The sequence below is a fragment of the Streptomyces sp. NPDC015130 genome, from assembly GCF_043080005.1.
Lineage (GTDB): Bacteria > Actinomycetota > Actinomycetes > Streptomycetales > Streptomycetaceae > Streptomyces.
In genome coordinates, this window is the sequence record NZ_JBIBVC010000003.1 from 78,596 (window position 1) to 102,667 (window position 24,072).

Sequence of the window (24,072 nt, forward strand, 5' to 3'; positions counted from 1 at the left end):
GACCGAGGAGTCGTCGACGTGAGTGCCCCCCGCTTCCCGGGCGGAGACCCGTCCGCTGGCCTCCCCGAGACAGGCGCCGCCGCGCCCCCGGCCTCCGGCGCCGCCGTCCCGTACCCCACCGACGGTGCGCCGTCCGCCGCGTCCGCCGAGGGCCGGCTGGCCGCCACGGTGGAACGGCTGCGCGGCGAGGTGGCCGCCGCGCACGCGGCCGCTGAGGGCCGCGCCCTGATCGAACTCGCCAAGGGGGTCATCGTCGAGCGCCTGGGCTGCGGCCCCGCCCAGGCGGCCCGCCAGCTCGCGGAGCTCGCCGACCGGGCCGGACTGTCACTGCTGGAGCTGGCCGCGGACATCATCAACCAGGCGGCCCGGGACCGGATGGCCGAGGCGGCGGACGAGTTCGTGAGGACGGCCGTCGGCGAGCCCGCCGCCGGCACTCCCGAGCCCCCCGCGTCCACCACCTACGCTCCCGCATCTGCCGCCGACGCCCCCGCGACCTACACTCCCGCGTCGCCCGCCAACACCACCGATCCCGCCGCCTACGCCCCCAACACCCCCGTGCCCGCCCCCAACGCCGCTCCCGCCGCTCCCGCCGCCTCGGTCGCCGTGCGGCTGCGTACGGCGGAGAGCGCGGCGCTCAGCGCCGGCGACACCCAGGCCGTCGCCGAGTCGCTGCTCCGGCACGCCCTCGAACCCCTGGGCGCCGTCGCCGTGGCGATCTGGACCACCGGCCCGGACACCTCGCTGAGTCTGCGCGGCCACGCCGGCTTCGGCCTCGACGAGGCGGCCCGCTGGCACTACGTGCCGCCGGGCGTGACCACCGCGGCCCGCCAGGCGCTCACCGGGCGCCGCACCGTCCGGTACGCCTCCCTGGCGGCCGAGGGCATCCCCTCGATCGGCCGCGCGCGCCGTCCCGACGGCGGCCGGGTCGTCGTCCCCGCCGGGACGGGCGGCCGCATCCACGGCGTACTGGAGATCTGCTGGGCCCGGCCGCTCGGCCCCCTGCCGCAGGCCGTGGAGCGCCAGATCGAGGCCCTCGCCGAGCTCTGTGCCCACACCCTGGAGGTGCTGCCGGAGGCGTCCCCCGGCGGCTTCCCCGTCCCCGGCGGCTTCCCGGCCCCCGGTGGGGACGGGGCGCCGGCGCTGGCCGAACTCTCGGACGGGCTCTACGACCCCGCCCTCGTCCTCACCCCCCACCTGGACGAGGCGGGGCAGCTCGTCGACTTCCGCATCCGGCACGCCAACGCGCACTTCCGTGATCCGGCCGGACGGCCCCGCGGTTCCGTCGACGGGGCCCTGCTCCTGGAGGCGTACCCGGCGACGGCGGGCGGCAGCGAACTCTTCGAGCGGATCGAACGGGTCTACGCCACGGGGGAGCCGTTCCGCGCCCGCCGGGTCCGGCTCACGGCCCTGGTGGACCAGGTGCCGCTCGCCTCGCTCGCCGACATCAGCATCAGCAGGTACGGCGCGAGCGTCCTGCTCATCTGGCGCGTCGAGGACGAGTCGGCACGCCTCGCCGGCCTCCTCCAGCACGCCCAGCGCCTCGGCCGGGTCGGTGCCTTCGAGGAGGACGTCGTCGCCGGGGACATCACCTGGCACGGCCACCTGTACGAGCTCTTCGGCCGCAGACCGACGGAGCCGCCGGTCGCCCTCCGCGACCTCGCCGCCCACGCCCACCCCGACGACGCCGGCACCATCCGCCGCTTCCTCCGGAAGGTGCTGCACCAGCGGCGGGTGGGCTCGACCGCCTTCCGCATGGTCCGCCACGACGGCGTCACGCGGCACATCCGGGTGACCGCCGAACCCGCCCTGGGCACCGACGGTGGCCTCCAGGCCGTCCGGGGCGCCTACCAGGACATCTCGGCGCAGCACTGGACCGAGGTCGCCCTCACGGCCACCCGTGACCGGCTGGCGGCGACGGAGGAGGCGGCCGAGGAACGCAACCGGCTCACCCTCCAGCTCCAGCACGCCATCATGCCGCCGGCCAAGCCGCCGCTCGACGCGCCGGGGCTCGACGTCGCCGTGCGCTACCGTCCCGCCGAGTCCGAGTCCCTGGTCGGCGGCGACTGGTACGACGCGGTCGTGCTGCCGTCCAAGAAGGTGCTCCTGTGCGTCGGGGACGTCGCCGGCCACGGGGTGGAGGCCGCCACCGGCATGGTGGTGCTGCGCAACGCCCTGCGCGGCCTCGCCGTCACGGGCGCGGGCCCGGGGCAGCTGCTGTCCTGGCTCAACAGCGTCGCCCACCACCTCACCACCCAGCTGACGGCCACCGCCGTGTGCGGCATCTACGACCCCCTGAGCCGCACCCTGCGCTGGGCCCGCGCGGGGCACCTCCCGCCGGTGCTGGTCCGCGGGGACGAGGCGCTCGACCTGCCGCTCCTGCGCGGGCTGCTGCTGGGGGCCCTCGCGGAGGCCGAGTACGAGGAGACGGAGCTGCAGCTGGAGCCCGGCGACACGGTGCTGATGTACACCGACGGGCTCGTCGAGCGGCGGGACACCGCCGTCCACGAGTCCGTCGCCCAGCTGCTCACCGTCGCCCGGCAGCCGTCCGCCGGCCTCGAACACCGGCTGGACCAGCTGCTGGAGCGCAGCAAGTCGGACACGGACGACGACACGTGCGTCGTCGGCGTCCAGGTGTCCTGACTCCGTCCGTCCGCTCCAAGACCGGCCCCGACCCCGACCCCCCATGGAAAGCAGGCAACATGTCCGAGCGAGAACCGAACCTGGACGTCGACGTGGAGATCCGCGACGACCGCACGGCGGTGCTGACCGTCGAGGGCGAGCTGGACATGGAGACCGCCGGTCGGCTGGCCGGCGTTCTGACGGAGCAGCTCGGCCAGGGGCGGCGCCGTCTCGTGCTGGACCTGTCCGCCCTCGGCTTCATGGACTCCTCGGGGCTGAACGTCCTGATCAGGGCGGTCAACAGGGCGCGCGAGACCGGTGGCGACCTGTATCTCGCCGCGCCGACCCCGGCCGTGCGCCGCATCCTGGAGATCACCGGCGTGACGACGACGATCCCGCCGCACGACGGCGTGGCGGACGCGCTGGCCGCGGCCGGCGCGAGATAGCGGACGGGTGGCCCGGTCCCGTGCACGGGACCGGGCCCGGGGAAGAGGAAGAGGAGGACCGTGCACGAGATCGCCGAGATCGAGCAGGAGCTCCGCCGGGCGGCTCCGCACCGGCTCGTGGGGGTCGTCGAGGACGCCCTGAGGGAGCGCTGCGCGGTGCTGCGGGTGGAACTCCGCCTGGCCGACTACGGATTGCGGACGCTCCAGCTCGTCGGGCAGGTCTCCGGGGCGGATCCGTCGGTGCCGATCCACGACAGTCCCGAGGGCCGTGCCTTCGGGGCCCAGGAGCCGCACGTGGTCCGGGAGGCCGGGGCGATCCGGCTCCACCTGCCCGTCACCGTCCGCGGGGACCGGCTGGGGGTGCTGACGGCCGAGCTGCCCGCGGAGGCCGACCTCAGGCCGCTGCTGCCGGGGCTCGCCCAGGTCTGCGAGGCGCTCGGCCACGAGATCCTGGTGGCGGAGCGCGACACGGACCTGTACGTCCTGGCGCGGCGTGCGACGCGGCTCACGCTCGCGGCGGAGATGCAGTGGCAGCTGCTGCCCGGTCGTTCCTGCTCCCGTCCCGAGTTCGCCCTCGCCGCCCATCTGGAGCCCGCCTACGCGATCTTCGGCGACAACTACGACTGGTCGGTCTCGGACGGCCGGCTGACCCTGACGGTCACCAACGGCATGGGGGAGGGCATCGAGGCCGCCCTGCTGACGAACCTCGCGATCAACGCGCTCCGCAACGCCCGACGGGCCGGCCTCCCGCTGGCGGACCAGGCCGCGCTGGCGGACCAGGCCGTGTACGCCCAGTACCGGGGCGAGGCCTTCGTGTCGGTGCTCCTGCTCTGCTTCGACCTGGCCACGGGCGAGGTGGAGGCCGTGGACGCCGGATCGCCCCGCCTGTGGCGGCAGCGGGGGCAGGCGGTGGAGCCCGTCGGCTTTGAGGCCCAGCTGCCCCTCGGCATGTTCGAGGACACCGTGTACGTGCCCGAGCGGTTCGCGGTGCGGCCGGGCGACCGGCTGTTGTTCGGCAGCGACGGCGTGTACGCGGCCGTCTCGCCCGCGGGGGAGAGCTACGGGGACCGGGCGCTGGCCCGCGCGCTGCGGGGGACGCGGCTGCTGCCGCCCACGCACGTGCCGCAGGCGGTGCTCCGGGAGCTCGCCGCCCATCACGGCGGCAGCCCGCTGGAGGACGACGCCCTGGTCGTCTGCCTCGACTGGCACGGCACCGTGTGAACAGTTGCCGTGTGGCAACTGTATCCTTGGGGCAACACGCGCCGGGTGCCCGGAACGACGCCGGCAAGGACGACCAGAGGTGGCAATGAGGACATGGGGTGCGCGCCCGGCAGGAGCCGGCGTCGCGCGGGGATCAGGCCGAGCTGACGTCCTTCAGCGGCGTGCGCGCGGGTGACGAGGCGGCCGCTCCGCCCCCGTCCACGGCCTCGTGGAACCCGGTGAGCCCCCGCAGCAGCGCCTTGCGGCTCGTCGGAGACATGTCCGCGATGACCGCGAGCAGGGCCTCCTCGCGCTGGGCCCGGAGGTCCCGCAGGTACGCCTTGCCCTGCACGGTCAGGTGCAGCTCCAGCTGCCGACGGCTCACGGGGCTGGGCAGCCGCTGTACAAAGCCCAGCGCCTCCAGCCGGTCGCACATGCGGCTCACGGAGGGCGGCGCGGAGCCGAGCAGCTCGCCCAGGGTGCGCAGGCTGATGCCCTCCTCGCGGTCCAGGCTGTACAGCACGCGCAGCTGACTCGCCGAGACGGGTGTCGACGACACCATGTCCCGGCCGCGCTCCCACAGCACCTCCAGCAGCTCGATGAGCTCCCGGGCTGACTCGGCCGTCCGCTGCGGTTCCCGCGACGGCGGGACGGGGTTGCCGTTCATGCCTGCCGACCCTCCTCGGACGTCCCGGGCCGGGGACAGCGGCCTTGCGACGTACCGGTCATCTCCACAGCTCTATCTCTCCAGAAGGCGGTACGGATCCGGTGGACCGACACGTGACAGTGGAAGGCGCACTGCGCGGGGCAGCACCACATCTCCTCCTGGACTCCCTCCGTACGAGTCTCGCGCACCTGTACGCCGCGACCTCCGCCGACCTGCTGCTCGTCGACTACGGACTCACGACCCTGCGCCCCGTGGAGCCCGTCCAGGCACCTGCCGGGATGCCTCACGCGCCCGTGGACGCGGGCCCCGCCGGCCGCGTCTTCCACACCCAGCAACCATATCTTTTCCGCGATGTCGGGCCCACGGCGACCGTTTACCTGCCCGTCACGGTCCGCGGCGACCGGTTCGGCGTCCTGGTCGTCGCCCTGCCCGCGGACCGGTCCGCCCCGGAGACCACCGCGAGCCTCGCCCGGGTCGCCGAGACCCTCGGACACGCCCTGCGCGTCGCCGACCGCCACACCGACCTGTACCGCCGCACCCGCAGGACGCACGCCCTCAGCGTCGCCGGGGAGATGCAGTGGGACACCCTGCCGGGCCGCGCCTGCGCCGGACCGGCCTTCGACCTCCACGCCCACTGGGAGCCCGCCTACACCTCCGGAGGACACCTCCTGGACTGGAGCGCCACCGAGCGCGACCTGGTGACGGTCGTCGCCGACGGCGCCGGCCCCGGCACCCCGGCCGCGCTGGCGAGCACCCTCGCCCTGACGGCGCTCCGCAACGCCCGGCGGGCCGGGCTCGACCTGGTGACCCAGGCCAGCCTCACCGACCAGGCCCTCTACGGGCAGTACCGCGGCGAGCACCCCCTCTCCGCCCTCCTGCTCCGGCTCGACCTGACCACCGGCGAGGCCGAGGTGGTGGACGCCGGGTCGCCGACCCTCTGGCGTGTCCGCTCCACCGTGACCGAGCGCATCGAACTGGACCGCCAACTGCCCCTGGGTATGTTCGAGGACACCGTCTACACCCCCCAGCGCCTGCGCCTCCTGCCCGGCGACCGGCTCGTCTTCGTCGCCCACGGCACCGGAGAGCCGACCGCCGGCGGCGGGCACGAGGCGCCGGACGGTCCCGTCGCCCGCGCCCTCACCGGCGCACACCGCCGGACGGGCGCGGACATCCCCCGGACCGTCGTACGGGCGCTGCGCGGCACACCCCGTGACGTGCCGGACTCCGTCCTCGTACTCTGTCTCGACTGGCGCGGCCACGAGGCCGGAATCCCGGGCGAGGGGCGGCACGGGGGGCCGCACCGACCTCGCCGGAGCCCCCTCGACGGACGGTCGACGGGAGTGTGATCCGCGAGGCGGGCGGTGTGGGAACCATGAAGAGGGGAAAGGCGGGTACGAGGAGCCCAGCCGCCGGCCCAGGACGAAGGGAGACCAGCGCCATGACGGACGCGATCACCGCGGAGCGCGCGGTCCCGGATCCCCTGCTGTCCGCGGGGGCCGTCTACGGCGACGCCGCCCGCGGCGGGGCGATCGCCGCCGCCCGCGCCTTCACCGCCGAGTTCCTCGCGGCCGCCCCGGCCGTGCTGCCCGGACCGGTCGGTGAGGAACGCGTCGAGATCGCGCAGCTGGTCGTCAGCGAACTGGTCACCAACGCGATCCGGCACACGGCCGGCCCCTGTCGGCTCCTCCTCGAACTGGGCCGCGACACCCTGGAGATCTCCGTCTTCGACCAGGAGGCCGCCGCCCCCGTCCCCCGCGGACACGACCCCCGCCGCATCGGACAGCACGGCGTCGAGATCGTCGTCGCCCTCTGCGAGAGCCTGACCGTGGAGCCCGCCCCGGACGGGAAGCGGGTCCGCGCCCGCCTCCCCCTCGCCGTCATGAATCCGGAGCCCCGGGGAACACGGAAGGGACCATGACGTCCACGGCCTGACCGGCGGGGACGTTCCTCAGGAAACGCGCACGGAGGAAGTCGAGGGTGTTCTCGGTCGACGTCGGACAGGAGGAGCGGGGCACGGTGCTGGTGCTCCGCGGCGAGCTGGACTTCGACAGCGCCGTCCAGCTGGACGAGGCGGCACGGACGTGCCCGGGAGCCGGCGACGGCGCGGGGCTCGTCGTGGCCGACCTCGCCGCCCTCACCTTCTGCGACTCCAGCGGCATCAGCGCCCTGCTGCGGCTCTACCGCCACCTGGCCGCCCAGGGCCGGACCCTCGGGCTCGCCGCCGTACCGAGCACCGTCCGGCGGCGGTTCGCACTGACGGGGCTGGACCAGATCTTCCTCGTGCACGCCGACGTGCACGAGGCACTCGCCGCGGGACCGGCCGGGCCGGACACCGCACCCGAAGCCGGAGCACCGGCGCGGCAGAACAGGAAAGAGAGCGCATGAGGCGCGTACCGGGTCAGCACCCCCACCGGCCCGACCCGGCGAAGGACCACGGTCGCGCCGCCGTCGACCCGGCGGAGGACGACCTCAGAGTCCTGTTCGGCGAGAGCACCGCCGTCTTCGCCTCCCTCGCCGGCCCGGCACACATGGTCGAGAGCGCCAACCCGGCGTTCTTCAGCGCCATCGGCGCCGGCCCGCGCGTCCGCACCGGCGTGCCCCTCGGACAGCTGCTGCCCGAGCCCGCCGCCCAGGGGCTGATCGGCCTCCTCGACCGGGTCTACCGCTCGGGCACTCCCCGGACCGGCCGCGACGCCCGGGTCCTCCTCGACGGCGGCGGCGAACCGCGGGAGGCCTTCTTCGACTTCAGCTACGAGCCGCGCGTCGACTCCGGCGGCAACGTCACCGGCGTCCGGGTCATCGGCGTGGAGACGACCCAGGTCAAGCAGGCGCAGCGGTTCACGGCGGAACACCGCGCGCTCCTGGAGCAGATCGCCCGGCAGGCGCCGCTGCACGAGGTCCTGGACGGAATGGCCCGCGCGATAGAGGAACTGTCGCCGGAGGACCTCGTGGTCTCCGTCCTCCTCGCCGACGGCGCGGGCCGGCGCCTCCTCCACGGCGCGGCCCCCAGCCTGCCCGATTCCTACAACCGGGCCGTCGACGGGATCGAGATCGGCGAGGGCCGCGGATCCTGCGGCACCGCCGCGCACCGCCGCGAGCCCGTCGTCGTCGGGGACATCGCCACGGACCCCCTGTGGGACGACTTCCGCGACCTGGCGCGGCGGGCCGGCCTGGCCGCCTGCTGGTCCACCCCCGTCCTGGGACGCGACGGCGCCCTCCTGGGCACCTTCGCGATGTACCACCGGAACCCGAGGCTTCCCCAGTCGGCCGACCTCGCCCTCGCCCGCCTCTTCGCCGACACCGCGGCGCTCGCCGTGGAGCGGCAGCGGGCCGAGACCGCCCGCCGGGCCGCCGAGACCCGGGAGCGGTCGGCCCGCGAGGACCTCGCCTTCCTCCTCCAGGCCAGCACCGCCCTCACCGTCGACCTCGACGCCGCCCAGACCCTGGAGCGGCTGGCCGCCTCCTGCGCCCCGCGCCTGGCGCCGCTGTGCGCCGTCGACATCGTCGAGAACGGGCGCCTGCGCCGCGTCGCCACGGCCGCCCCGGACGAACGCCGACGGGAGGTCCTCGCCTCGCACATCCCGGTCTACGACGCCGACGACGACGCCGTCGCCCGGGTCCTCGCGACGCGCGCGAGCGAGATCGCCCGGCGCGCCCCCACCGGACCGGGACCCTGGCAGGACCTCGGCGTGACGGGCTACCTCTGCATCCCGCTGCTGGACCGGGGTACCGCCTTCGGCACCGTCACGCTGCTCTCCACCGAGGAGGAGCCCTTCGACGGCCACCGCGTGGCCCTCGCCGAGGAACTCGCCCGCCGTGCCGCCTCCGCCGCCCGCAACGCCCGCCAGTACACCCACCGGGTGACCCTGGCCCGGGACCTCCAGGCCGGGCTGCTCATGCCGGAACTCCCCGACGTGCCCGGCGCGGACGTCGCCACCTCCTACCACCCCGCAGGCGAGGGCCTCGACATCGGCGGCGACTTCTACGACGTCTTCCCGCTCGGCGACGGGCGCTGGGCCTTCCTGCTCGGCGACGTCTGCGGACGCGGAGCCATCGCCGCCACGACCACCGCCCTCGTCCGCCACACCGCGCGTGCCGTCGCCCCCCTGCTGCCCGGTCCCGAGGACGTCGTCGCGGCCGTCAACCGGGCCCTCGTCAACCGGCCGGGCAGCCACGGCACCGGCTTCGTCACCCTCGTCTACGGCCGGCTCACCCCCACCGGACACGGCCTGGACGTCGAACTGGTCCGGGCCGGCCACACCCTGCCCCTCCACCTCGACGCCCACCGCACGACCCGCCTCGTCGACGCCCCCGGATCCCTGCTCGGCATCTCCGCCGGCACCGACGTCGTCACCCGCACCCTGCATCTCGACCCGCACGAGAGTCTGCTGCTCTACACCGACGGCATCACGGAGGCCCGCGACGGCACGGGCGAACAGTTCGGCGAGGAACGCCTCGCCGAGGCCGCCGCCGGGACCCCGCCCCGCCGCTCGGCCCAGCAGCTCGTCGACGCCCTCACCCGGGCGGTACGCGACTTCACGGGCGGACACGAGATCGACGACGACCGGGCGGTCCTCGTGCTCACCGCCACCTGAGCACCGCCTCCCGTGAAGCACCCGCGCCAAAACCGTGAGGAGGCTGCAAGGACGTCCGGGGCATACCGGAAGAAGGGTGTTCACTTGATGTGCGGCGCCCACTGCGCAAGGGTGGACGGACAGCTGTCGTCGACTGGGAAGGTGGCGGGCCACCGAGCACGGGCCACGCATATGACATTTTTCGAAGACGGGTCCCACCGCTCCCGGGAGACCGCGGGAGCGGGCAGCACCTCCTGGCTCGGGTCTCCGCACCCGGCGGTGGTGGCCGACCGCGACGGCGGCGTCGTCGAGTTCAACGCCGCCGCCGCCGACCTCTTCCCGCGGATGGGGGTCGGCAAGTGGCTGGACGAGGTCGTCCCGCCCTAGCTCGCCGACGCCCACCGGCGCCTGGCCCACCCGGCACGCAGACCCGCCGTCACGGCCGCGGCGCGAGCGGGACCCGCCCCGCTGCGCGGCAGCCACGACGGCCGGCTCCTGAGGGCCCACCCCACCGAGGCCGGGCACGGCGACGTGGCCTGGTGGCTGGTCGACGACTCCGACCTGACGGCCGCTCAGGACGCCCTGCGCACCGAACGGGAGCGCCACGCGATCCTGGCCGAGGCGTCCACCCAGCTGCTGGCCTCGCTCAACCCCGAGCGCTGCGTGGAGAAGGCGGCCCTGCTCGCCGCCGCCCACCTCGGCGACGCGGCCCTCGTGATCACCCCGCCCGTGCGGAACCGCTACACCGTGGTCACCGCCATGGGCGGAGGAAGCGAGCGGACCCAGCTCACCCTGGACCCGGCCCTCGTACCCGGTCTCGCCGAGGCACTCCAGGGCTTCCCGCCGGTGCCCGCGCGCTGGATCGACCCGGCCGAACTGCCGTCCTGGGCCGTGCCCGAGGGTTTCGGAGGGACCCCCGGCTCCGTCGCCATCACCCCCCTGCCCGGCCACGGCGTGCCCGCGGGCGCCCTGATCCTGCTGCGGCGCTGCGGACGGCGGGCCTTCGACGCCTCGGAGGAGCGCTTCGCCGGGCTGTTCGCCGCCCGCGCCGGCGCCGCCCTGTCGGCCGCGCGGCTCTACGCGGAACAGGCCCGCATCACGCGCGCGCTGATCGCCGAACTCCTCCCGCCCGCGCTCCACCACGTCGGAGGGGTCGACTTCGCCGGCGGCTACCGCACCTCCCAGGACACCGAGCGGATCGGCGGCGACTTCTACGACGTGCACCCCGGCACCGAGGACGGCCAGGAGACGCTCGCCGTCCTCGGCGACGTGTGCGGCAAGGGGCTGGACGCCGCCGTGCTCACGGGCCGGATCCGCAGCACCGTACAGGCCCTCTCGCCCCTCGCCGGCGACCACCAGGACGTCCTGCGGCTGCTCAACGGCGCCCTGCTGACCGCCCGCCACACCCGCTTCGCCACCCTGGTCCTGGCCTCGGTGCGGCGCACGGGCGGTCGCGTGCGGCTCCGACTCACCAGCGCCGGCCACCCCCGCCCGCTCGTCCTGCGCGCCACGGGAGAGGTGGAGGAGGCGGACACCGGCGGGACCCTGGTGGGCGCCCTCCCCGTCGTCACCAGCCGCTCGGCGATCGTGCACCTGTCGCCCGGCGAGACCTGCCTGCTCTACACGGACGGGATCACCGAGGCCCGCGGCGGGCCCCTCGGCTCGGACATGTTCGGCGAGGACCGGCTGCGCTCGGCGCTCGCCGAGTGCGTGGGGCTCCCGGCCGAAGCCGTCGTCGAGCGCGTGCAGATGATCGCCGGGAACTGGGTGGGCCGCGGCTCCCACGACGACATGGCCGTCGTCGCCATCACCGCGCCCCACACCACCCACCTGTCCGCGGTGAACGGCCACACCCGGGGCAGGTACACCGCATGAGCACGCAGACCACCACCCCGACCGCCCCGGCCGCCGCCGACCTCACCGCCGTCCGCCGCCGGCTGTGGGCGGCCCTGGAGGCGAGGGACGAACCGGCGGCCACCGCCGCCGTCCTCGACGCCCACGACGCCGGGATCCCGGCCGAGGACCTCCTCCTCGACGCGATCGGCCCCGTCCAGGCGAGGGTCGGCGCGGAATGGGCCGCCGGCCGCGTCGGAGTCGCCCAGGAGCACGCCGCCACGGCCATCCAGGACCGGGTCGTCGCCGCCCTCGCCCACCGCACCGCGGCCGGGACCGGACCACGGCCGGAGACCCGGGAGGCGCCCCGGCGCGTCACCGTCGCCTGCGTCGACGGCGAGTGGCACGCCCTGCCCGCCCGTCTCCTCGCCGAGGTCCTGCGCGGCCGGGGCTTCCTCGTGGACTACCTCGGGGCGCACGTCCCCACCCCCCACCTCATCGCCCACCTGCACCAGACCGGCACGGACGTCGTCGCCCTCTCCTCCTCGCTGCCCGTCCGGCTCCCGACGGCCCACGCCGCCGTCACCGCGATCCAGGCCATCGGCCTCCCCGTCCTCGTCGGCGGCGCCGCCTTCGGCACCGACGGCCGCTACGCCCGGCTGCTGGGCGCCGACGGGTGGGCGCCTGACGCCCGGTCCGCCGCCCGCCTCCTCGCCGCCGGGGGCCTGCGCGCGGACGCGACCCGGCACGCCGCCGGAGTCCTGCCCCACCTCGCCGACCAGGAGTACACCCTGGTCACCCGCGCCCGGCCCCGGCTGGTCCGCCAGGTCCTCCACGGCCTCGCGGAAGCGGTCCCGGCGACGGCCTCGTACACCGACCGGCAGCGGGAGCGGACCGCCGAGGACATCGCCCACATCGTCGACTTCCTCGGCGCGTCCCTCTACACCGACGACGCCGGGCTGTTCACCGGCTTCGTCACCTGGACCGCCGGGATCCTCCGGGCCCGCGGCGTCCCGGGCGACGCCCTCGTCGCCGCGCTCGACCTGCTGGCCGACGCCCAGCACGACTTCCCCCGCGCGCGGGCGCACCTGGCCGCCGGCCGCCGCGCCCTCCTCCACGTACCCGCCCCGCCCGCCCCAGGACCCCACGCGTGAACACTCCGGACCACACCTTCGACATCCAGGCCGTCCTCGCGCCCGACAGGGTCCTGCACGTGACGCTCGCCGGCGACCTGGCCTGGGACCGCGCCGACGAGCTGCTGGACGCGGCCCGCACCCACCTCGACCCGGCGACCGCCCCGACGGGCCTCCGCGTCGACTGCGCCGGACTCACCCTGTGCGACTCGACGGGCCTCTCCGCCCTGCTGGCCCTCCACCGGCTCGTCGAGGCCGCGGGCGTCCCGCTGCACCTCGACCGCAGACCGCCCTTCCTCGACCGGCTGCTCCTCCTCACCGGCACGTACGAACACCTGACGGGCCGGTCCGAGACCGCGGGGCCCGACGGCGACACCCCGAGCGGCGCGGCGGACGGCCCTCGTCCGCCCGGTCCCTGACGGTCGTTCACGACCTTCACGCAATCGTCACGTCATCGGCGCATCCGCCACGGCGGCACGAGGTGTAACAGGGGCGGGACGGGTCAAGCGGACACCGCACCCGCTCGCTGACAGCCCCTCAGCCGGAGGACCCCATGCCCCAGCACCCCGTCGCGCCGCTCCCCGCACCGCGCGTCCTCACCCGGCCCATGGCCATGGAACTGCTCACCCCGGACGAGTCGCTCCGGATCGACACCACCGTCGGCTACGACTCCCGCGACCCCCACGCCCTGACCATCGCCTTCCACCTCCTCGGGGAGAACGCGGTGGTGTGGCGCGTCGACCGCGAGATGGTCCTCACCGGGTCGCTCCGGCCCATCGGTGACGGCGAGATCCGGCTCCGCCCCGGCCCCGGGGGTGGACTCCTCCTGCGGCTCGGACCGGCGGACCGGCGCGCCGACGTCAGCTGCGACCGGGAGGAGCTCGCCCGCTTCGTGCGCGAGACCTTCGTCCTCGTGCCGCAGGGCACGGAGGAACGCCACATCGACTGGGGACCGCTGCTCGCGTCCCTGAGGCGCTGAAGTGCGGCGCGCCGGAACCCCGTACGGGGACGCCGGCCGTCCTCGGACGGGTCCGTGGAGCGACCGGGGCGGCCGGAGCCGGGCCGGAGCGGCTACCTCAGTCGGGAAGGCCGGGGACGGCCGGGCGGAAACAGGCCGTGACGTCCTTGCCCCGGGGACAGGGACGAGTCCGCACCTCGTCGGCGAGCGCGTCGACCAGGAGCAGTCCGCGCCCGCCCAGCGCGCCGTCGTCCGGGCTGCGCTGCTCGGGCACCAGCGGCGACGCGTCGTGCACGGTGACGTGCAGGCACTCCTCGTCCCAGGTGAGGATCAGCTGCGCGTCGCTGCGGGCGTGCACATGGGCGTTGGTGACCAGTTCGGAGACCGTCAGCACGACGGAGTCCGCGACACCCGGGGCCGTTCGGTCCCAGCCGAGCGCGGCCAGGTGCTCGCGCGTCCAGTCCCGGGCCGTCTTCACGCTGCTGCCCATCGGCAGCGACCGCGCCCAGCCGACGGCCCTCATCGAGGGATCCCGTGTCATGACTCTCCTTCCGACGAGCGGTTCGAGGTTCCGTCTGCCCGTCGACGGGGGGAAAGGAACCGACCGAAAATGTACGAGGAGTTGGTGGGTGTGGACGTGAGAAGACAGGGTAGGCGAGCAACCTCAGGGCCTCGCGTCCCGATGCAGAACACACGTGAAAGGGGAACGGTGTGACGGTCACCACGATGATGTCGACCACGGGAGTCGAGTCCGGAACGGGGACACTTCCCCAGATCCCGGACACGTCGGCGGTCGCGCCCAAGGACGCGAGGGCCTTGTCGAAGATCTTCTTCCAGGAGCTCACGACGCTGGAGGAGGGGACGCACGAGTACCAGTACGCGCGCAACACCCTCATCGAGATGAACATGAGCCTGGTCCGCTACGCCGCCGGCCGGTTCCGCCACCGCGCCGACGAGATGGAGGACATCGTCCAGGTCGGCATGATCGGCCTGATCAAGGCGATCGACCGGTTCGAGCTGTCGCGGGAGGTCGAGTTCACCACCTTCGCCGTCCCCTACATCGTCGGCGAGATCAAGCGGTTCTTCCGGGACACCTCCTGGGCGGTGCACGTGCCCCGCCGGCTCCAAGAGGCTCGGGTCGAGCTGGCCAAGGCGACCGAGGAACTCGGCACCCGCCTCGGCCGCATGCCGACGGTCAAGGAGCTGGCCGACCTGATGAGCCTCACCGAGGACGAGGTCACCGAGGCGCGACTTGCCTCCAACGGCTACAACTCCTCGTCGCTGGACGCCGCCCTGGGCGGTGAGGACGAGGACGGCGACACCTCGCTGGCCGACTTCATCGGCACCGAGGACCCCGCCATCGCGCTGGTGGAGGACTTCCACTCGCTGGCCCCGCTCATCGCCGACCTCGACGAGCGCGACCGCCGCATCATCCACCTGCGGTTCGTCGAGGAACTGACCCAGGCACAGATCGGTGAACAGCTCGGCTGCTCGCAGATGCACGTCTCACGACTGCTCGCGCGCACCGTACAGCGCCTGCGCGAGGGCCTCCTGGGCGCCGCCGCCGGCTGATCCGGCCGGCCCCGCACGGCTCCGGGGTTCCCGTACCCGACCCACGTCGGGTACGGGAACCCCGGAGCCGTCCTCATGCGGCCGGGTGCTGGCCCCGGCCCACCGGAGGACCGGCCAGCGGCGTGGGGGAGAGCGTCGACGGCTCCTCACCGGCTTCCAGGAGGGTGTCGGCGGCACCCACGATCAGGGGATCGGGCCGGCCCACGGCCTCTGCGTCCTTGCTGGCGTAGTCGATCCGCCACAGCAGATAGCGCATCGCCTCCAGCCGCGCCCGGCGCTTGTCGTTGCTCTTGACGACCGTCCACGGCGCGTCGGCGGTGTCGGTCGCGCGGAACATCCCGATCTTCGCGGTGGTGTACGCGTCCCACAGGTCCAGCGAGGCCAGATCCGTCGGCGACAGCTTCCACTGGCGGACGGGGTCCACCTGCCGGATCGCGAAGCGGGTGCGCTGCTCCGCGCGGGAGACCGAGAACCAGAACTTGACCAGGACGATGCCGTCCTCGACCAGCATGGACTCGAAGACCGGGCACTGCCGGAGGAAGAGCGCGTGCTGCTCTTCCGTGCAGAAGCCCATGACCTTCTCGACACCCGCGCGGTTGTGCCAGGAACGGTCGAAGAACACGATCTCGCCGCGCGCGGGCAGGTGGGGGACGTACCGCTGGAAGTACCACTGTCCCGCCTCCCGCTCGGTCGGCTTGTCCAGGGCGACGATCCGTGCCCCACGGGGGTTCAGCCGCTCCGTGAAGCGCTGGATCGTGCCGCCCTTGCCCGCGGCGTCCCGCCCCTCGCAGATCACGACCAGCCGCGCCCCCGTCTCCTTGACCCAGCGCTGCAGCTTCAGCAGCTCGATCTGCAGGACCCGCTTGGTCCGCTCGTACTCCTGGCGGCGGACCTTCCGGTCGTAGGGGTAGTTCTCGCGCCAGGTCCGGATGGGCTTCCCCTGCGCGTCCAGCAGGACGGGCTGCTCCGGCTGGCTGGTGTCCACGCTCAGCCCGGCCAGGAGGTCGTCGCCGGGGACGTCGGCGCCGCTCATGCGCCGGCTCCTTCGCCCGGCGAGTGGTCCGGGTGCCCGGGAGTGCGGCGCTCCCTCTGGAGCCGTGCCTCGAAACGGTGCTCGCGGCCGCCGGCCAGGGCCGAGACCGCGGTGCGCTCCAGCTGCCGGAACGGCTCGTAGTAGGTCTCGTTGTAGGCGTCGACGATCTGGTACGTCCAGTGGCCGGGCACGACGTCGCGCCCCAGGATCTCGGTCTCCACCCGGTCCGCCCAGGCCTGGTGGCCCGCCTCCCGCAGGAGCTTGACCGCCCGGTCGAGCTCGAAGTCCGCGGTGCCGGTCAGCTGGTGGAAGCCGTACAGATGGCCCCGGGCGCGCTCCACGGTCTCCAGTGCCTTGGACAGCGAGCCGAGGGCCTCGACCGTGGTGGCGTCCGGGGCGGCGGGGCCGGGATCGCCCGGGTCGTCGTCGTGAGTGCTCATGGAGGGCCCTTGCCCGGTCGGCGGACCGACATGAGCGCGTCGGCCCACACATCACCCGGACGGCGCGGTCGGGCACGAGGGCACCCCGCCGGAACGCCCTGAGTCCCGCCGGATCCCGATCAGACGAACGTCACGGTCACCCGCTCGAAGCCCAGGCCCAGCAGCAGTTCCCGCAGCATCGCGGCGGTGTTCCGCTCCGCCCGGGACGTCAGGTCGGACTCGCGGGCCGCGTCGCCGATGCGTCGGGCGGCGAGGACGTTGACGGCCTGTTCGCTCGCGGGGTTGTCCGAGAAGAGATCGCCGATCCGGTCGAGGAGACCCCGCTGCTTCGACACCGCGTACGACCGCTCCGGATCGAGCGCCGGGTCGGCCAGCCGGGCGTGCGGCAGCCGGAGGGTGGCCTCGGTCCGGCCTGCGTCGACGGTCACGGCGTCGTCCCCGAGGCCGCCGAACTCGACGTACGAGACGACGCTGCCGCTCGCCACGTACAGCGTGCGGGTGCCGCGGATCGAGTCCGGCAGGAACCGCGCGTCGTGCTCCAGGTCGACCACCACCTGGTAGGTCCCCGCCGCCCCCTCGTACCGGCTCAGGTCCTGGACGGACCGCAGGACGGCGGGGCCCGATCGGTCCTTCACGTCCGTCCCGAAGACGTCCAGGCCGGGGATACGGAGGAACTGGCCGATCAGCATGAGGGCGACGGCGAGCACGAGCAGGACGACGGCGGCGAGGGGCCACCTCCCACCGGGTCGCTTCCACGAACGGCGGGACGGCGCGGGGCTGTTCTCGGTCTCTTCTCCCATGCGGGCCGGATGCCCGGGTCCGCCGCTTCCACACCCAACTCCGGCCGGGACAGGCTCTGTTGGGGCCGGAGGGGCAGATGTTTCGGAAGTGGGCGCCTCGGGGGCCGCGGGGCATGCGACGCCCCGGCGGGGGTACGCGGGATCCGTTCGCCCGAGGACACCCAGGGGAGGAGACGGCTCATGTTCGGTCGGAGAGCGGGGCGGGGCGGTGCGTCCGCCGGAGGGAACGGGAGTGACCGCGGGGCGGTCGCGGGGGGTGCGGGCGGCGTGGCGCCGGCGGAGGGGAGCCCGGAGCGGAAGGAGCCGGACACCGCGGCGCCGCAGGCCCCGGCCCCTGCCCGGAGCCCGGCCAAGACCCAGCCCCAGACCGAGACCCAGCCCCAGCCCCAGCCCCAGGCTCCGGTCCGGCGCGGTCCGGGGCGGTTCGTGCGGGTGCTCGTCGCCCTCACGGCTCTCGTGGGCATGGTGGCGTTCGCCGTGGTCCTGGCCCGGCTGACGCTGGAGGCCTCGCCGGCCTCCGTACCCCTCACCCACAGCAACCTGACGCCCGGGCGCTCGATCGAGGCCTACCTCGGCCGCCCCGCGTTCGTGGACACCGTCAAGCAGCTCGGGGGCAACATCCTCCTCGGCGTCCCCTTCGGGATCCTGCTGCCGCTGCTGTCCCGCAGGGCCCGCGGCTTCCTCCGCGTCGCGCTCCTCACCGCGGCCACCATGCTGCTCGTGGAGCTGGTGCAGGGGGCGCTCGTCACGGGCCGGGCCTTCGACATCGACGACGTCCTCCTCAACACCACGGGAGCGCTCCTCGGCTACCTGGCCGTCGGCCGGCGGCTGGGCCGGGCCGTGCACCCCCGCCGGCACCCCCGCTGGTGGCAGCGCCGGCGCACGGCCCGTACCTCGGCATGACAGCCGGGACGGCGGCCCCGGCGTAGGACCGGCCGAGGCGGGTAGCCGCCGGGGCACGGCCGCCGGACCGCCGGTGTGGCGACCCGGAGCGGCGGTACCGAGAATGGGAGGACCGAATGGTGTTGCGGACCCGGCTCGCGCAGGGACCCAGGTGATCGCCCATGTGTCGATGGCTCGCGTACCGGGGGACGCCGGTACTGCTCGAAACGATCCTCTACCGGCCGGCCCACTCCCTGATCGACCAGAGCCTGCACTCCAAGCTGGGCGTGGAGACGACCAACGGGGACGGCTTCGGCGTCGGCTGGTACTCGGAGCACAGCGACACCCCGGCGCTCCTGCGGGAGGTCGGGCCCGCCTGGAACAACCGCAACCTGCGCGAGCTGGCGGACCACGTCAGGTCTCCGCTCTTCTTCGCCCACATCAGGGCGTCGACCGGAACGGCCGTGCAGCAGTCGAACTGCCACCCCTTCCGCCACGGCCGCTGGATGTTCATGCACAACGGCGCCATCGACCGCTTCCTGCTGCTGCGCCGCGACCTGACCATGCTCGTCGACCCGGCGCTCTACGCGGACATCGAGGGAACGACGGACTCCGAGGTCATGTTCTACCTGGCCCTGACCTACGGCCTCGACGAGGACCCGGTCGCGGCCGTCGCGAGGATGGCGGGCGTCGTGGAGCGGGTCGGACGCGAGCACGGGGTGGAACACCCCCTCCAGATGACGCTCGCCCTCACCGACGGCGAGCGCGTCTGGGCCTTCCGCTACTCCAGCGTCGGGACGTCCCGCTCGCTGTTCTACAGCAACCGGGTCGAGGCCCTGCGGCGCCTCCACCCCGACGTCGCGTTCCTCCAAGGCGTCTCGGGGGAGACCCGGCTCATCGTCTCCGAGCCCCTCGGAGACCTGCCGGGCGCCTGGAACGAGGTGCCGGAGAACAGCTACGGCGTCGTGCAGCCGGGCACCGACGAGCTGCACCGCTTCGCCCCCGCCGCGGCCTGAGCCCGCCCGCCGGGGAACCGCCGGGTTCGGGCGGCGTGCGGAGGGCCGCCGTCCCTCAGACCGCGCCCGCCCGAAGGTCGTCCAGGACCGCGCGGGCCGCCCGGGCACCCGAGGCAAGCGCGCCCTGGACCGAACCGGTCGCCCGATGGTCCCCGCACACGTACCGGCCGGGTGCCCATCGCACGGACCGGGAGAGCGGCGTCGGGCCCGGCATCGCCGGCAGCGCGTCCGGGACGGTGACGCGGTGGACGGGCTCCCAGCCGCCCGTGTCCGCGCCGTACACCTCGCCGAGGGCCGCGAGCACCGCGGCCGTGTCCGACGGCCCGGGCGAGCCGAGCACCGACGTGGACACCAGCGCCCGGCCGTCGGTGGCGAACCCCGGCTGGACGGCAGTGAGGACGCAGGTGTTGAGGAACCTGCGCGCGGAGTCGACGACCAGCACGGGTTCGTCCAGGGGAGGCCGGTCGGCCGCGTGGTACAGCGTGGTCACGGTCCGGCCGTCCGGGACGGCCAGTCCCGGCAGCAGCTCCGCCGCGATCCGCTGCCCGGTGGCGACGACGACCGCGCGGGACCGCACCTCGCGCCCGTCCGCGAGGACCACGCCGTCCGGTCCCAGCGCGGACACCACGGTCCCGGTGCGCGGCACGTCCGGCGGCAGCCGCGCGGCGAGCTGGGCGGGCACGGCGCCGATCCCCCCGGCCGGGAGACACAGGGTGCCGCGCAGCATGCTCCGCCACACCAGGTGGAAGAAGCGCGCCGAGGTCTCCAGCCGGTCCTCCAGGAACACGCCGGAGAGGAACGGCCGGAAGAACGTCTCCACGAGCCGCGGCGACACGCCCGCCGCGGCCAGCGCCTCGCGCGTGGTCCCGTCGGCGCCGCGCCGCAGCACGGACGCCGGAGCCAGCGCGTCCCGCGCCGACAGGACGGAGAGCGCGAGCAGGTCGCGGCCCGACGCGAACCGTCCCGGCAGCAGGTCCCGGGCCTCGCCCGGGCGGCGGGTCGGATCCGTGAACCGGCGTGGCCCGCGCTCGGTGTGCACGATCACCCCCGGCGTGAACGGCCGGAGCCTCAGGGGCCTCAGCCGCACCCGCCGCTTCACCTGCGGATACGAGGTGTTGAACACCTGGAAGCCGCGGTCCACGGTGAAGCCCGCCACCCGGTCGGTGCGCATCCGGCCGCCCACCGCGTCACCCGCCTCCAGGAGCAGCACCCGCAGGCCCGCCGCGCACAGGTCGGCGGCGCAGGCGAGGCCAGCGGCCCCCGCTCCGACGACCACCGCGTCGTACCTGGTCTCGCCCGACGTCCTCTTCATGCCGTCCTCTCTCCGTGTCCGCGGGGTCGCTGCCGCCCGGGGGCCTTGCCGATCAGGCCGGGCACCCCCTGGTGGTGTCTTGCCGATCAGGGCGGGCCGCCTCCCCGCTTCCGCTCTTGTTCCAGGAGGGCGGGCAGGTCCCGCAGCCGATCCAGTCCCGCCACCGGCCGGGACGTGCGGGGGTTGCGGCCGAGCCGGTCGCGGTGCCGGTGGAGGAAGGCCCAGTATCCGGCCGTGAACGGGCAGGCGTCCGCGCCGACCCGCCGGTCGGGGCGGTAGGGACACGGCCCGCACAGGTCGCTCATGCGGTCGATGTAGGCGCCGCCGGAGGTGTACGGCTTGCTCGTCATCCGGCCGCTGTCGGCGTACTGGGACATGCCGACGACGTTGGGCAGCATCACCCAGTCGTAGCCGTCGGCGAAGCTGCGGTGGAACCAGTCGGTCACGGCGGCCGGGTCCCAGCCGCGCTGGAGCGCGTAGCTGCCGAGGACCATCAGCCGCGGGATGTGATGGGTCCAGCCCGTGTCCCTCACCTCGCGCAGGGCCGTCGCCACGCACCGGGCCGACACGGCGTCCGCGTCCAGCTCCTCCCACCAGCCGGGGACGGCCCCGGTGTGCCCGAGGACGTTGCTCGACCGGTACTCCTCGCCGAAGTGCCAGTAGAGGTGCCGGACGTACTCGCGCCAGCCGGCGATCTGCCGGACGAAGCCCTCCGCGGACCGGAGCGGCGCTCCGCCCGCCCGCCAGACGGCCTCCGCGCCCTCCACGCACTCCGCCGGGTCGAGGAGTCCCAGGTTCAGGGACGTCGACAGCAGGCTGTGGCTCATCACGCCGTCGCCGGCCAGCATCGCGTCCTCGTACGCGCCGAACCCGGCGAGCCGGTGGTCCAGGAAGCGCCGCAGCGCGGCGAGCGCCTGCCGCCGGTCCGCAGGGAACGCCCGGGGACCGTCCCGGCCGACGAAGGAGACGTCACCGTCCCGCACCCAGCGGTCCAGGTCGTGCCGGACCTCCGCGTCGATGTCGTCCTCCCGGGGCCTGTACGGCGCCGGCGCGTCCAGCGAGCGGGCTCCCCGCGGCGGGGGCTCGCGGTTCTCGCGGTCGAGGTTCCACCCACCTCCGGCCGGGCCGTCCCCCTCCATCAGGAGGTCGTGGTCGCGGCGGACCCGCCGGTAGAAGTCCTCCATGCGGAGCGTGCGCCGCTCCTTCGCCCAGGCCGCGAACTCGTCCGGACCGACGAGGAATCCGCGCGGCGGCAGCACCGTGACGTCGTCGAGCGAGCGGACCAGGCCCAGCGCCGCCCGGGAAGAGGGGTGGTGCACCGTCACCCGGCCGCGGCCGACGGCACGCCGAAGCCCCTCCCGGTACGTGTCCGCCCGCACGTACGTCACCCGGTCGCCGAGCTCGGCGGCGCGGTGCCGCATGGCCGACAGGACGAGGTGGGCCTTCACCCGGTGGAAGCGCCGGCGGCGGAAGACGGAGCGGGCCTCGATCATCACGACGGGGGTGTCACGGGCGGGTCCCTCCTTGCCAGGCGCCAGGAAGGCAGGTCCCAGCTGGTCCCCGAAGAGCCAGTGCGTGTCCGTCATGCCTCACCCGTCCTCGTCGGTCTTCTCCGGGCCGTACTCGTCGACGTCCGGGTCCTGCTCGTCGACGTCCGGGGCTCGCTCGACGACGCCGGGCGGTACCCGAGGAGACCGGGCCTGCCCGAGGACGTCCGGGCAGGCCCCGACGACGACCGGCCGTCCCGCACGCCCCGTCCATCCGTCTTCGCCCCGGGCGCCCCCGCCGGATGCAGCGATGCCCGGTTCGGAGCACCCCGCCGCATCCGTCGCCCGCGCGGGGGCGGAACTGGACACGAGTCCCCCGAACCCGCCGAACATCCGGAGGCCCTCATGCCGCGCTCCTGGGAACTTGAAGGACGTACCGCCGTCGTCACGGGCGCGGCCCGCGGGCTGGGCGCCGGACTGGCCCGCCGGCTCGCGGGGCGCGGGATGCGCGTGGCGCTGCTCGGGCGGGAGCACCCCACGCTCGCCGCCGTGGCCGAGGCACTCGGCACGGAGAGCCACGTCGTCGAGGTCGACGTGACCGACGACGCGGGGATGGAGCGGGCCGCCGCGGAGGTGACCAGGGTCCTCGGCGCCCCGTCCGTCGTCGTCGCCAACGCGGGCGTCGCCGAGGGCGGGCCGTTCGAGACCTCCGACCCCGAGACCTGGCGCCGCGTCGTGGAGGTCAACCTCGTGGGCAGCGCGATCACCGCGCGCGCCTTCCTGCCCGGTCTGCGTTCCGGCGGCGGCTACTTCCTCCAGGTCGCCTCCACCGCCGCCTTCGGCGCGGCCCCGATGATGAGCGCGTACTGCGCCTCCAAGGCGGGCGCCGAGGCCTTCGCCCGCTCCCTGCGGGCCGAGGTGGCGCACCAGGGCGTCGGTGTGGGCGTGGCGTACCTGCACTGGACCGACACCGACATGGTCCGCGACGTCGACCGCCACCCGGTGCTGCGTGAACTGCGCGGGCACATGCCCGGGCCCGCCCGCCGTGTGTATCCGGTGGACCGGGTGGCGTCCTGGCTCGTGCGGGGAGTGGAACGGCGCTCCGCCTCCGTGTACGCCCCGCCCTGGCTGAGGCTCGCCCAGGCCGGCCGGCCCTTCTTCCCCCTCGCGGTGGACCTGCTCTCCCGGCGCGAACTGCCCCGTCTCCTGCGGGCGCACTCCTTCGAGCAGACCGGCCTGCTCGGCGCGGGCGGCCACATCGAGGAGAGGCTGATCGACCGGACGCCCGCCGGCCCGCCGAAGCGCCGGTGATCACGGAGGGCGCCACGGAACGGCTTACTCCCCGTCCTCCCCGTCCTCCTCGTCCTCCTCGTCTTCGTCGTACCAGCCTTCGATCATGCCGACGAGCCGTTCGTCGACCGGGTCGCCGAACTCGTCCTCGGTGGCGAGGAGCCGGCGCAGCGTGTTCAGGGGGTACCAGTGTTCGCCGGGCTCGGCGTCGGGTGCGCCGACGCAGGGGGTGTCCAGGTACGCGGGGTCCGGGGCCGCCGGATAGAACGTCGGGAGCACGCCGAAGGCCACGTCCGGTTCGAACTTCCACACCCAGCCCTCGCGCCGTCGGCGCAGGGTCTCGCCGACGTACCACACGGCCCCCTGGACGAAGGGGGAGCGGCGCTGTGCGGTGATCTCCTCCGACCCGGCGAACGACTCCTCGACGAGTTCTTCCAGGGCGTCGAGGGAGGCGTCGGAGAAGTCGAACCGGTCGACGCCGCCCGCTTCCTGGGCCCAGCGTTCGAAGGCGGCCCGGCGTTCGCCGAGCCAGACCAGGAGTTCGGGGTGGCGGGTGGAGTCGTAGTCGGCGGGGGGTGTGGTCATGGGCCAGAACCTACCGAAGCGCGCCGCCACCCGCGCAGGATCTTCGCGGAGTCATCACACGGCACGTCAACAACAGCTTGTACCTGAGGTGTTGACGACCCCTAGTGTGGTTCGTCGGCAGGAGTGGGCACGATACGGGGGCCCCTTGTCCGGCCTGCCCTCGCAGTCTTGAGTCCCGTGGCCCCCACGACCAGGGACACTACGTGAGCACATCTATACGACAGC

The 24,072-nt window shown here is 74.4% G+C and carries 22 protein-coding genes and 1 pseudogene; 15 read left to right on the forward strand and 8 right to left on the reverse strand.

The genetic code is table 11. The annotated features are described in order from the left end of the window. Positions 1-18: 18 nt before the first annotated feature. The 3 genes from ACF08F_RS06710 to ACF08F_RS06720 are packed head-to-tail and all read left to right on the forward strand — an operon-like array spanning position 19 to position 4,286. The gene (locus ACF08F_RS06710) at positions 19-2,640 is read left to right on the forward strand and encodes a SpoIIE family protein phosphatase (protein WP_392297407.1); all 2,622 of its coding nucleotides are present in this window, start codon (positions 19-21) and stop codon (positions 2,638-2,640) included. 59 nt (positions 2,641-2,699) lie between these two features. After that, positions 2,700-3,065, forward strand: coding sequence for an STAS domain-containing protein (locus tag ACF08F_RS06715; protein WP_392297408.1), 366 nt, complete (start codon positions 2,700-2,702; stop codon positions 3,063-3,065). A 60-nt stretch (positions 3,066-3,125) separates the two neighbouring features. Continuing rightward, positions 3,126-4,286 carry a PP2C family protein-serine/threonine phosphatase gene (locus ACF08F_RS06720; protein WP_392297409.1) on the forward strand — a complete coding sequence of 387 codons (1,161 nt, stop codon included), beginning with the start codon at positions 3,126-3,128 and terminating at the stop codon, positions 4,284-4,286. 133 nt (positions 4,287-4,419) lie between these two features. On the opposite strand, the gene ACF08F_RS06725 is transcribed toward ACF08F_RS06720, so the two are convergent. Further along, positions 4,420-4,932: a MarR family winged helix-turn-helix transcriptional regulator gene (locus ACF08F_RS06725; protein WP_392297410.1), complete on the reverse strand. Its 513-nt coding sequence runs from the start codon at positions 4,930-4,932 to the stop codon at positions 4,420-4,422. Between the two features lie 113 nt (positions 4,933-5,045). Here ACF08F_RS06725 and ACF08F_RS06730 point away from each other — a divergent pair, with 113 nt between their 5' ends. From ACF08F_RS06730 to ACF08F_RS06765, 8 genes and pseudogenes are all read left to right on the forward strand, one after another. Next, on the forward strand, positions 5,046-6,278 hold the full coding sequence (locus ACF08F_RS06730) for a PP2C family protein-serine/threonine phosphatase (RefSeq protein ID WP_392297411.1): 1,233 nt from the start codon (positions 5,046-5,048) through the stop codon (positions 6,276-6,278). A 92-nt stretch (positions 6,279-6,370) separates the two neighbouring features. Next, a complete protein-coding gene (locus tag ACF08F_RS06735) occupies positions 6,371-6,850 on the forward strand; it encodes an ATP-binding protein (protein WP_392297412.1) in 480 nt (159 codons plus the stop codon). Between the two features lie 59 nt (positions 6,851-6,909). Next, the gene (locus tag ACF08F_RS06740) at positions 6,910-7,317 is read left to right on the forward strand and encodes an STAS domain-containing protein (protein ID WP_392297413.1); all 408 of its coding nucleotides are present in this window, start codon (positions 6,910-6,912) and stop codon (positions 7,315-7,317) included. Next, positions 7,314-9,527 (forward strand): SpoIIE family protein phosphatase, encoded by a 2,214-nt coding sequence (locus ACF08F_RS06745; RefSeq protein ID WP_392297414.1) that lies wholly within the window; start codon positions 7,314-7,316, stop codon positions 9,525-9,527. Before ACF08F_RS06740 ends, ACF08F_RS06745 begins: the two co-directional genes overlap by 4 nt. Positions 9,528-9,698: 171 nt before the next feature. Further along, positions 9,699-11,381 (forward strand): annotated as a pseudogene (locus ACF08F_RS06750) (SpoIIE family protein phosphatase). Next, positions 11,378-12,493, forward strand: coding sequence for a B12-binding domain-containing protein (locus ACF08F_RS06755; protein ID WP_392297415.1), 1,116 nt, complete (start codon positions 11,378-11,380; stop codon positions 12,491-12,493). Before ACF08F_RS06750 ends, ACF08F_RS06755 begins: the two are co-directional and overlap by 4 nt. Next, on the forward strand, positions 12,490-12,891 hold the full coding sequence (locus ACF08F_RS06760) for an STAS domain-containing protein (RefSeq protein WP_392297416.1): 402 nt from the start codon (positions 12,490-12,492) through the stop codon (positions 12,889-12,891). Before ACF08F_RS06755 ends, ACF08F_RS06760 begins: the two co-directional genes overlap by 4 nt. Before the next feature lie 134 nt (positions 12,892-13,025). Further along, positions 13,026-13,451, forward strand: a complete 426-nt coding sequence (locus ACF08F_RS06765) for an SsgA family sporulation/cell division regulator (RefSeq protein WP_392297417.1) — start codon at positions 13,026-13,028, stop codon at positions 13,449-13,451. A gap of 97 nt (positions 13,452-13,548) precedes the next feature. Here ACF08F_RS06765 and ACF08F_RS06770 read toward each other — a convergent pair whose 3' ends face one another. After that, complete coding sequence (locus ACF08F_RS06770; RefSeq protein ID WP_392297418.1) at positions 13,549-13,971, reverse strand: ATP-binding protein; 423 nt, start codon at positions 13,969-13,971, stop codon at positions 13,549-13,551. Positions 13,972-14,141: 170 nt separating this feature from the next. On the opposite strand from ACF08F_RS06770, the gene ACF08F_RS06775 reads away from it, so the two are divergent. Beyond that, positions 14,142-15,002: an RNA polymerase sigma factor SigF gene (locus ACF08F_RS06775; protein ID WP_392297419.1), complete on the forward strand. Its 861-nt coding sequence runs from the start codon at positions 14,142-14,144 to the stop codon at positions 15,000-15,002. 73 nt (positions 15,003-15,075) lie between these two features. On the opposite strand, the gene ppk2 is transcribed toward ACF08F_RS06775, so the two are convergent. From ppk2 to ACF08F_RS06790, 3 genes are all read right to left on the reverse strand, one after another. Next, positions 15,076-16,035: a polyphosphate kinase 2 gene (gene ppk2, locus ACF08F_RS06780; RefSeq protein ID WP_392297420.1), complete on the reverse strand. Its 960-nt coding sequence runs from the start codon at positions 16,033-16,035 to the stop codon at positions 15,076-15,078. Then, positions 16,032-16,475, reverse strand: coding sequence for a hypothetical protein (locus ACF08F_RS06785; RefSeq protein ID WP_392297421.1), 444 nt, complete (start codon positions 16,473-16,475; stop codon positions 16,032-16,034). The genes ppk2 and ACF08F_RS06785 overlap by 4 nt, the downstream gene beginning before the upstream one ends. Before the next feature lie 119 nt (positions 16,476-16,594). Continuing rightward, complete coding sequence (locus tag ACF08F_RS06790; protein ID WP_392297422.1) at positions 16,595-17,275, reverse strand: DUF4230 domain-containing protein; 681 nt, start codon at positions 17,273-17,275, stop codon at positions 16,595-16,597. A gap of 267 nt (positions 17,276-17,542) precedes the next feature. On the opposite strand from ACF08F_RS06790, the gene ACF08F_RS06795 reads away from it, so the two are divergent. Then, on the forward strand, positions 17,543-18,178 hold the full coding sequence (locus ACF08F_RS06795) for a VanZ family protein (protein ID WP_392297423.1): 636 nt from the start codon (positions 17,543-17,545) through the stop codon (positions 18,176-18,178). A gap of 161 nt (positions 18,179-18,339) precedes the next feature. After that, positions 18,340-19,173 (forward strand): class II glutamine amidotransferase, encoded by an 834-nt coding sequence (locus tag ACF08F_RS06800; RefSeq protein WP_392297424.1) that lies wholly within the window; start codon positions 18,340-18,342, stop codon positions 19,171-19,173. Between the two features lie 55 nt (positions 19,174-19,228). On the opposite strand, the gene ACF08F_RS06805 is transcribed toward ACF08F_RS06800, so the two are convergent. Next, positions 19,229-20,485: an NAD(P)/FAD-dependent oxidoreductase gene (locus ACF08F_RS06805; protein ID WP_392297425.1), complete on the reverse strand. Its 1,257-nt coding sequence runs from the start codon at positions 20,483-20,485 to the stop codon at positions 19,229-19,231. Positions 20,486-20,571: 86 nt separating this feature from the next. Then, positions 20,572-22,071, reverse strand: coding sequence for a cryptochrome/photolyase family protein (locus tag ACF08F_RS06810; RefSeq protein ID WP_392297426.1), 1,500 nt, complete (start codon positions 22,069-22,071; stop codon positions 20,572-20,574). Positions 22,072-22,377: 306 nt separating this feature from the next. On the opposite strand from ACF08F_RS06810, the gene ACF08F_RS06815 reads away from it, so the two are divergent. Continuing rightward, on the forward strand, positions 22,378-23,283 hold the full coding sequence (locus ACF08F_RS06815) for an SDR family oxidoreductase (RefSeq protein WP_392297752.1): 906 nt from the start codon (positions 22,378-22,380) through the stop codon (positions 23,281-23,283). Between the two features lie 24 nt (positions 23,284-23,307). Here the strand turns inward: ACF08F_RS06815 and ACF08F_RS06820 are convergent, their stop codons facing one another. Then, positions 23,308-23,847 (reverse strand): hypothetical protein, encoded by a 540-nt coding sequence (locus tag ACF08F_RS06820; protein ID WP_392297427.1) that lies wholly within the window; start codon positions 23,845-23,847, stop codon positions 23,308-23,310. Positions 23,848-24,072 lie beyond the last annotated feature (225 nt).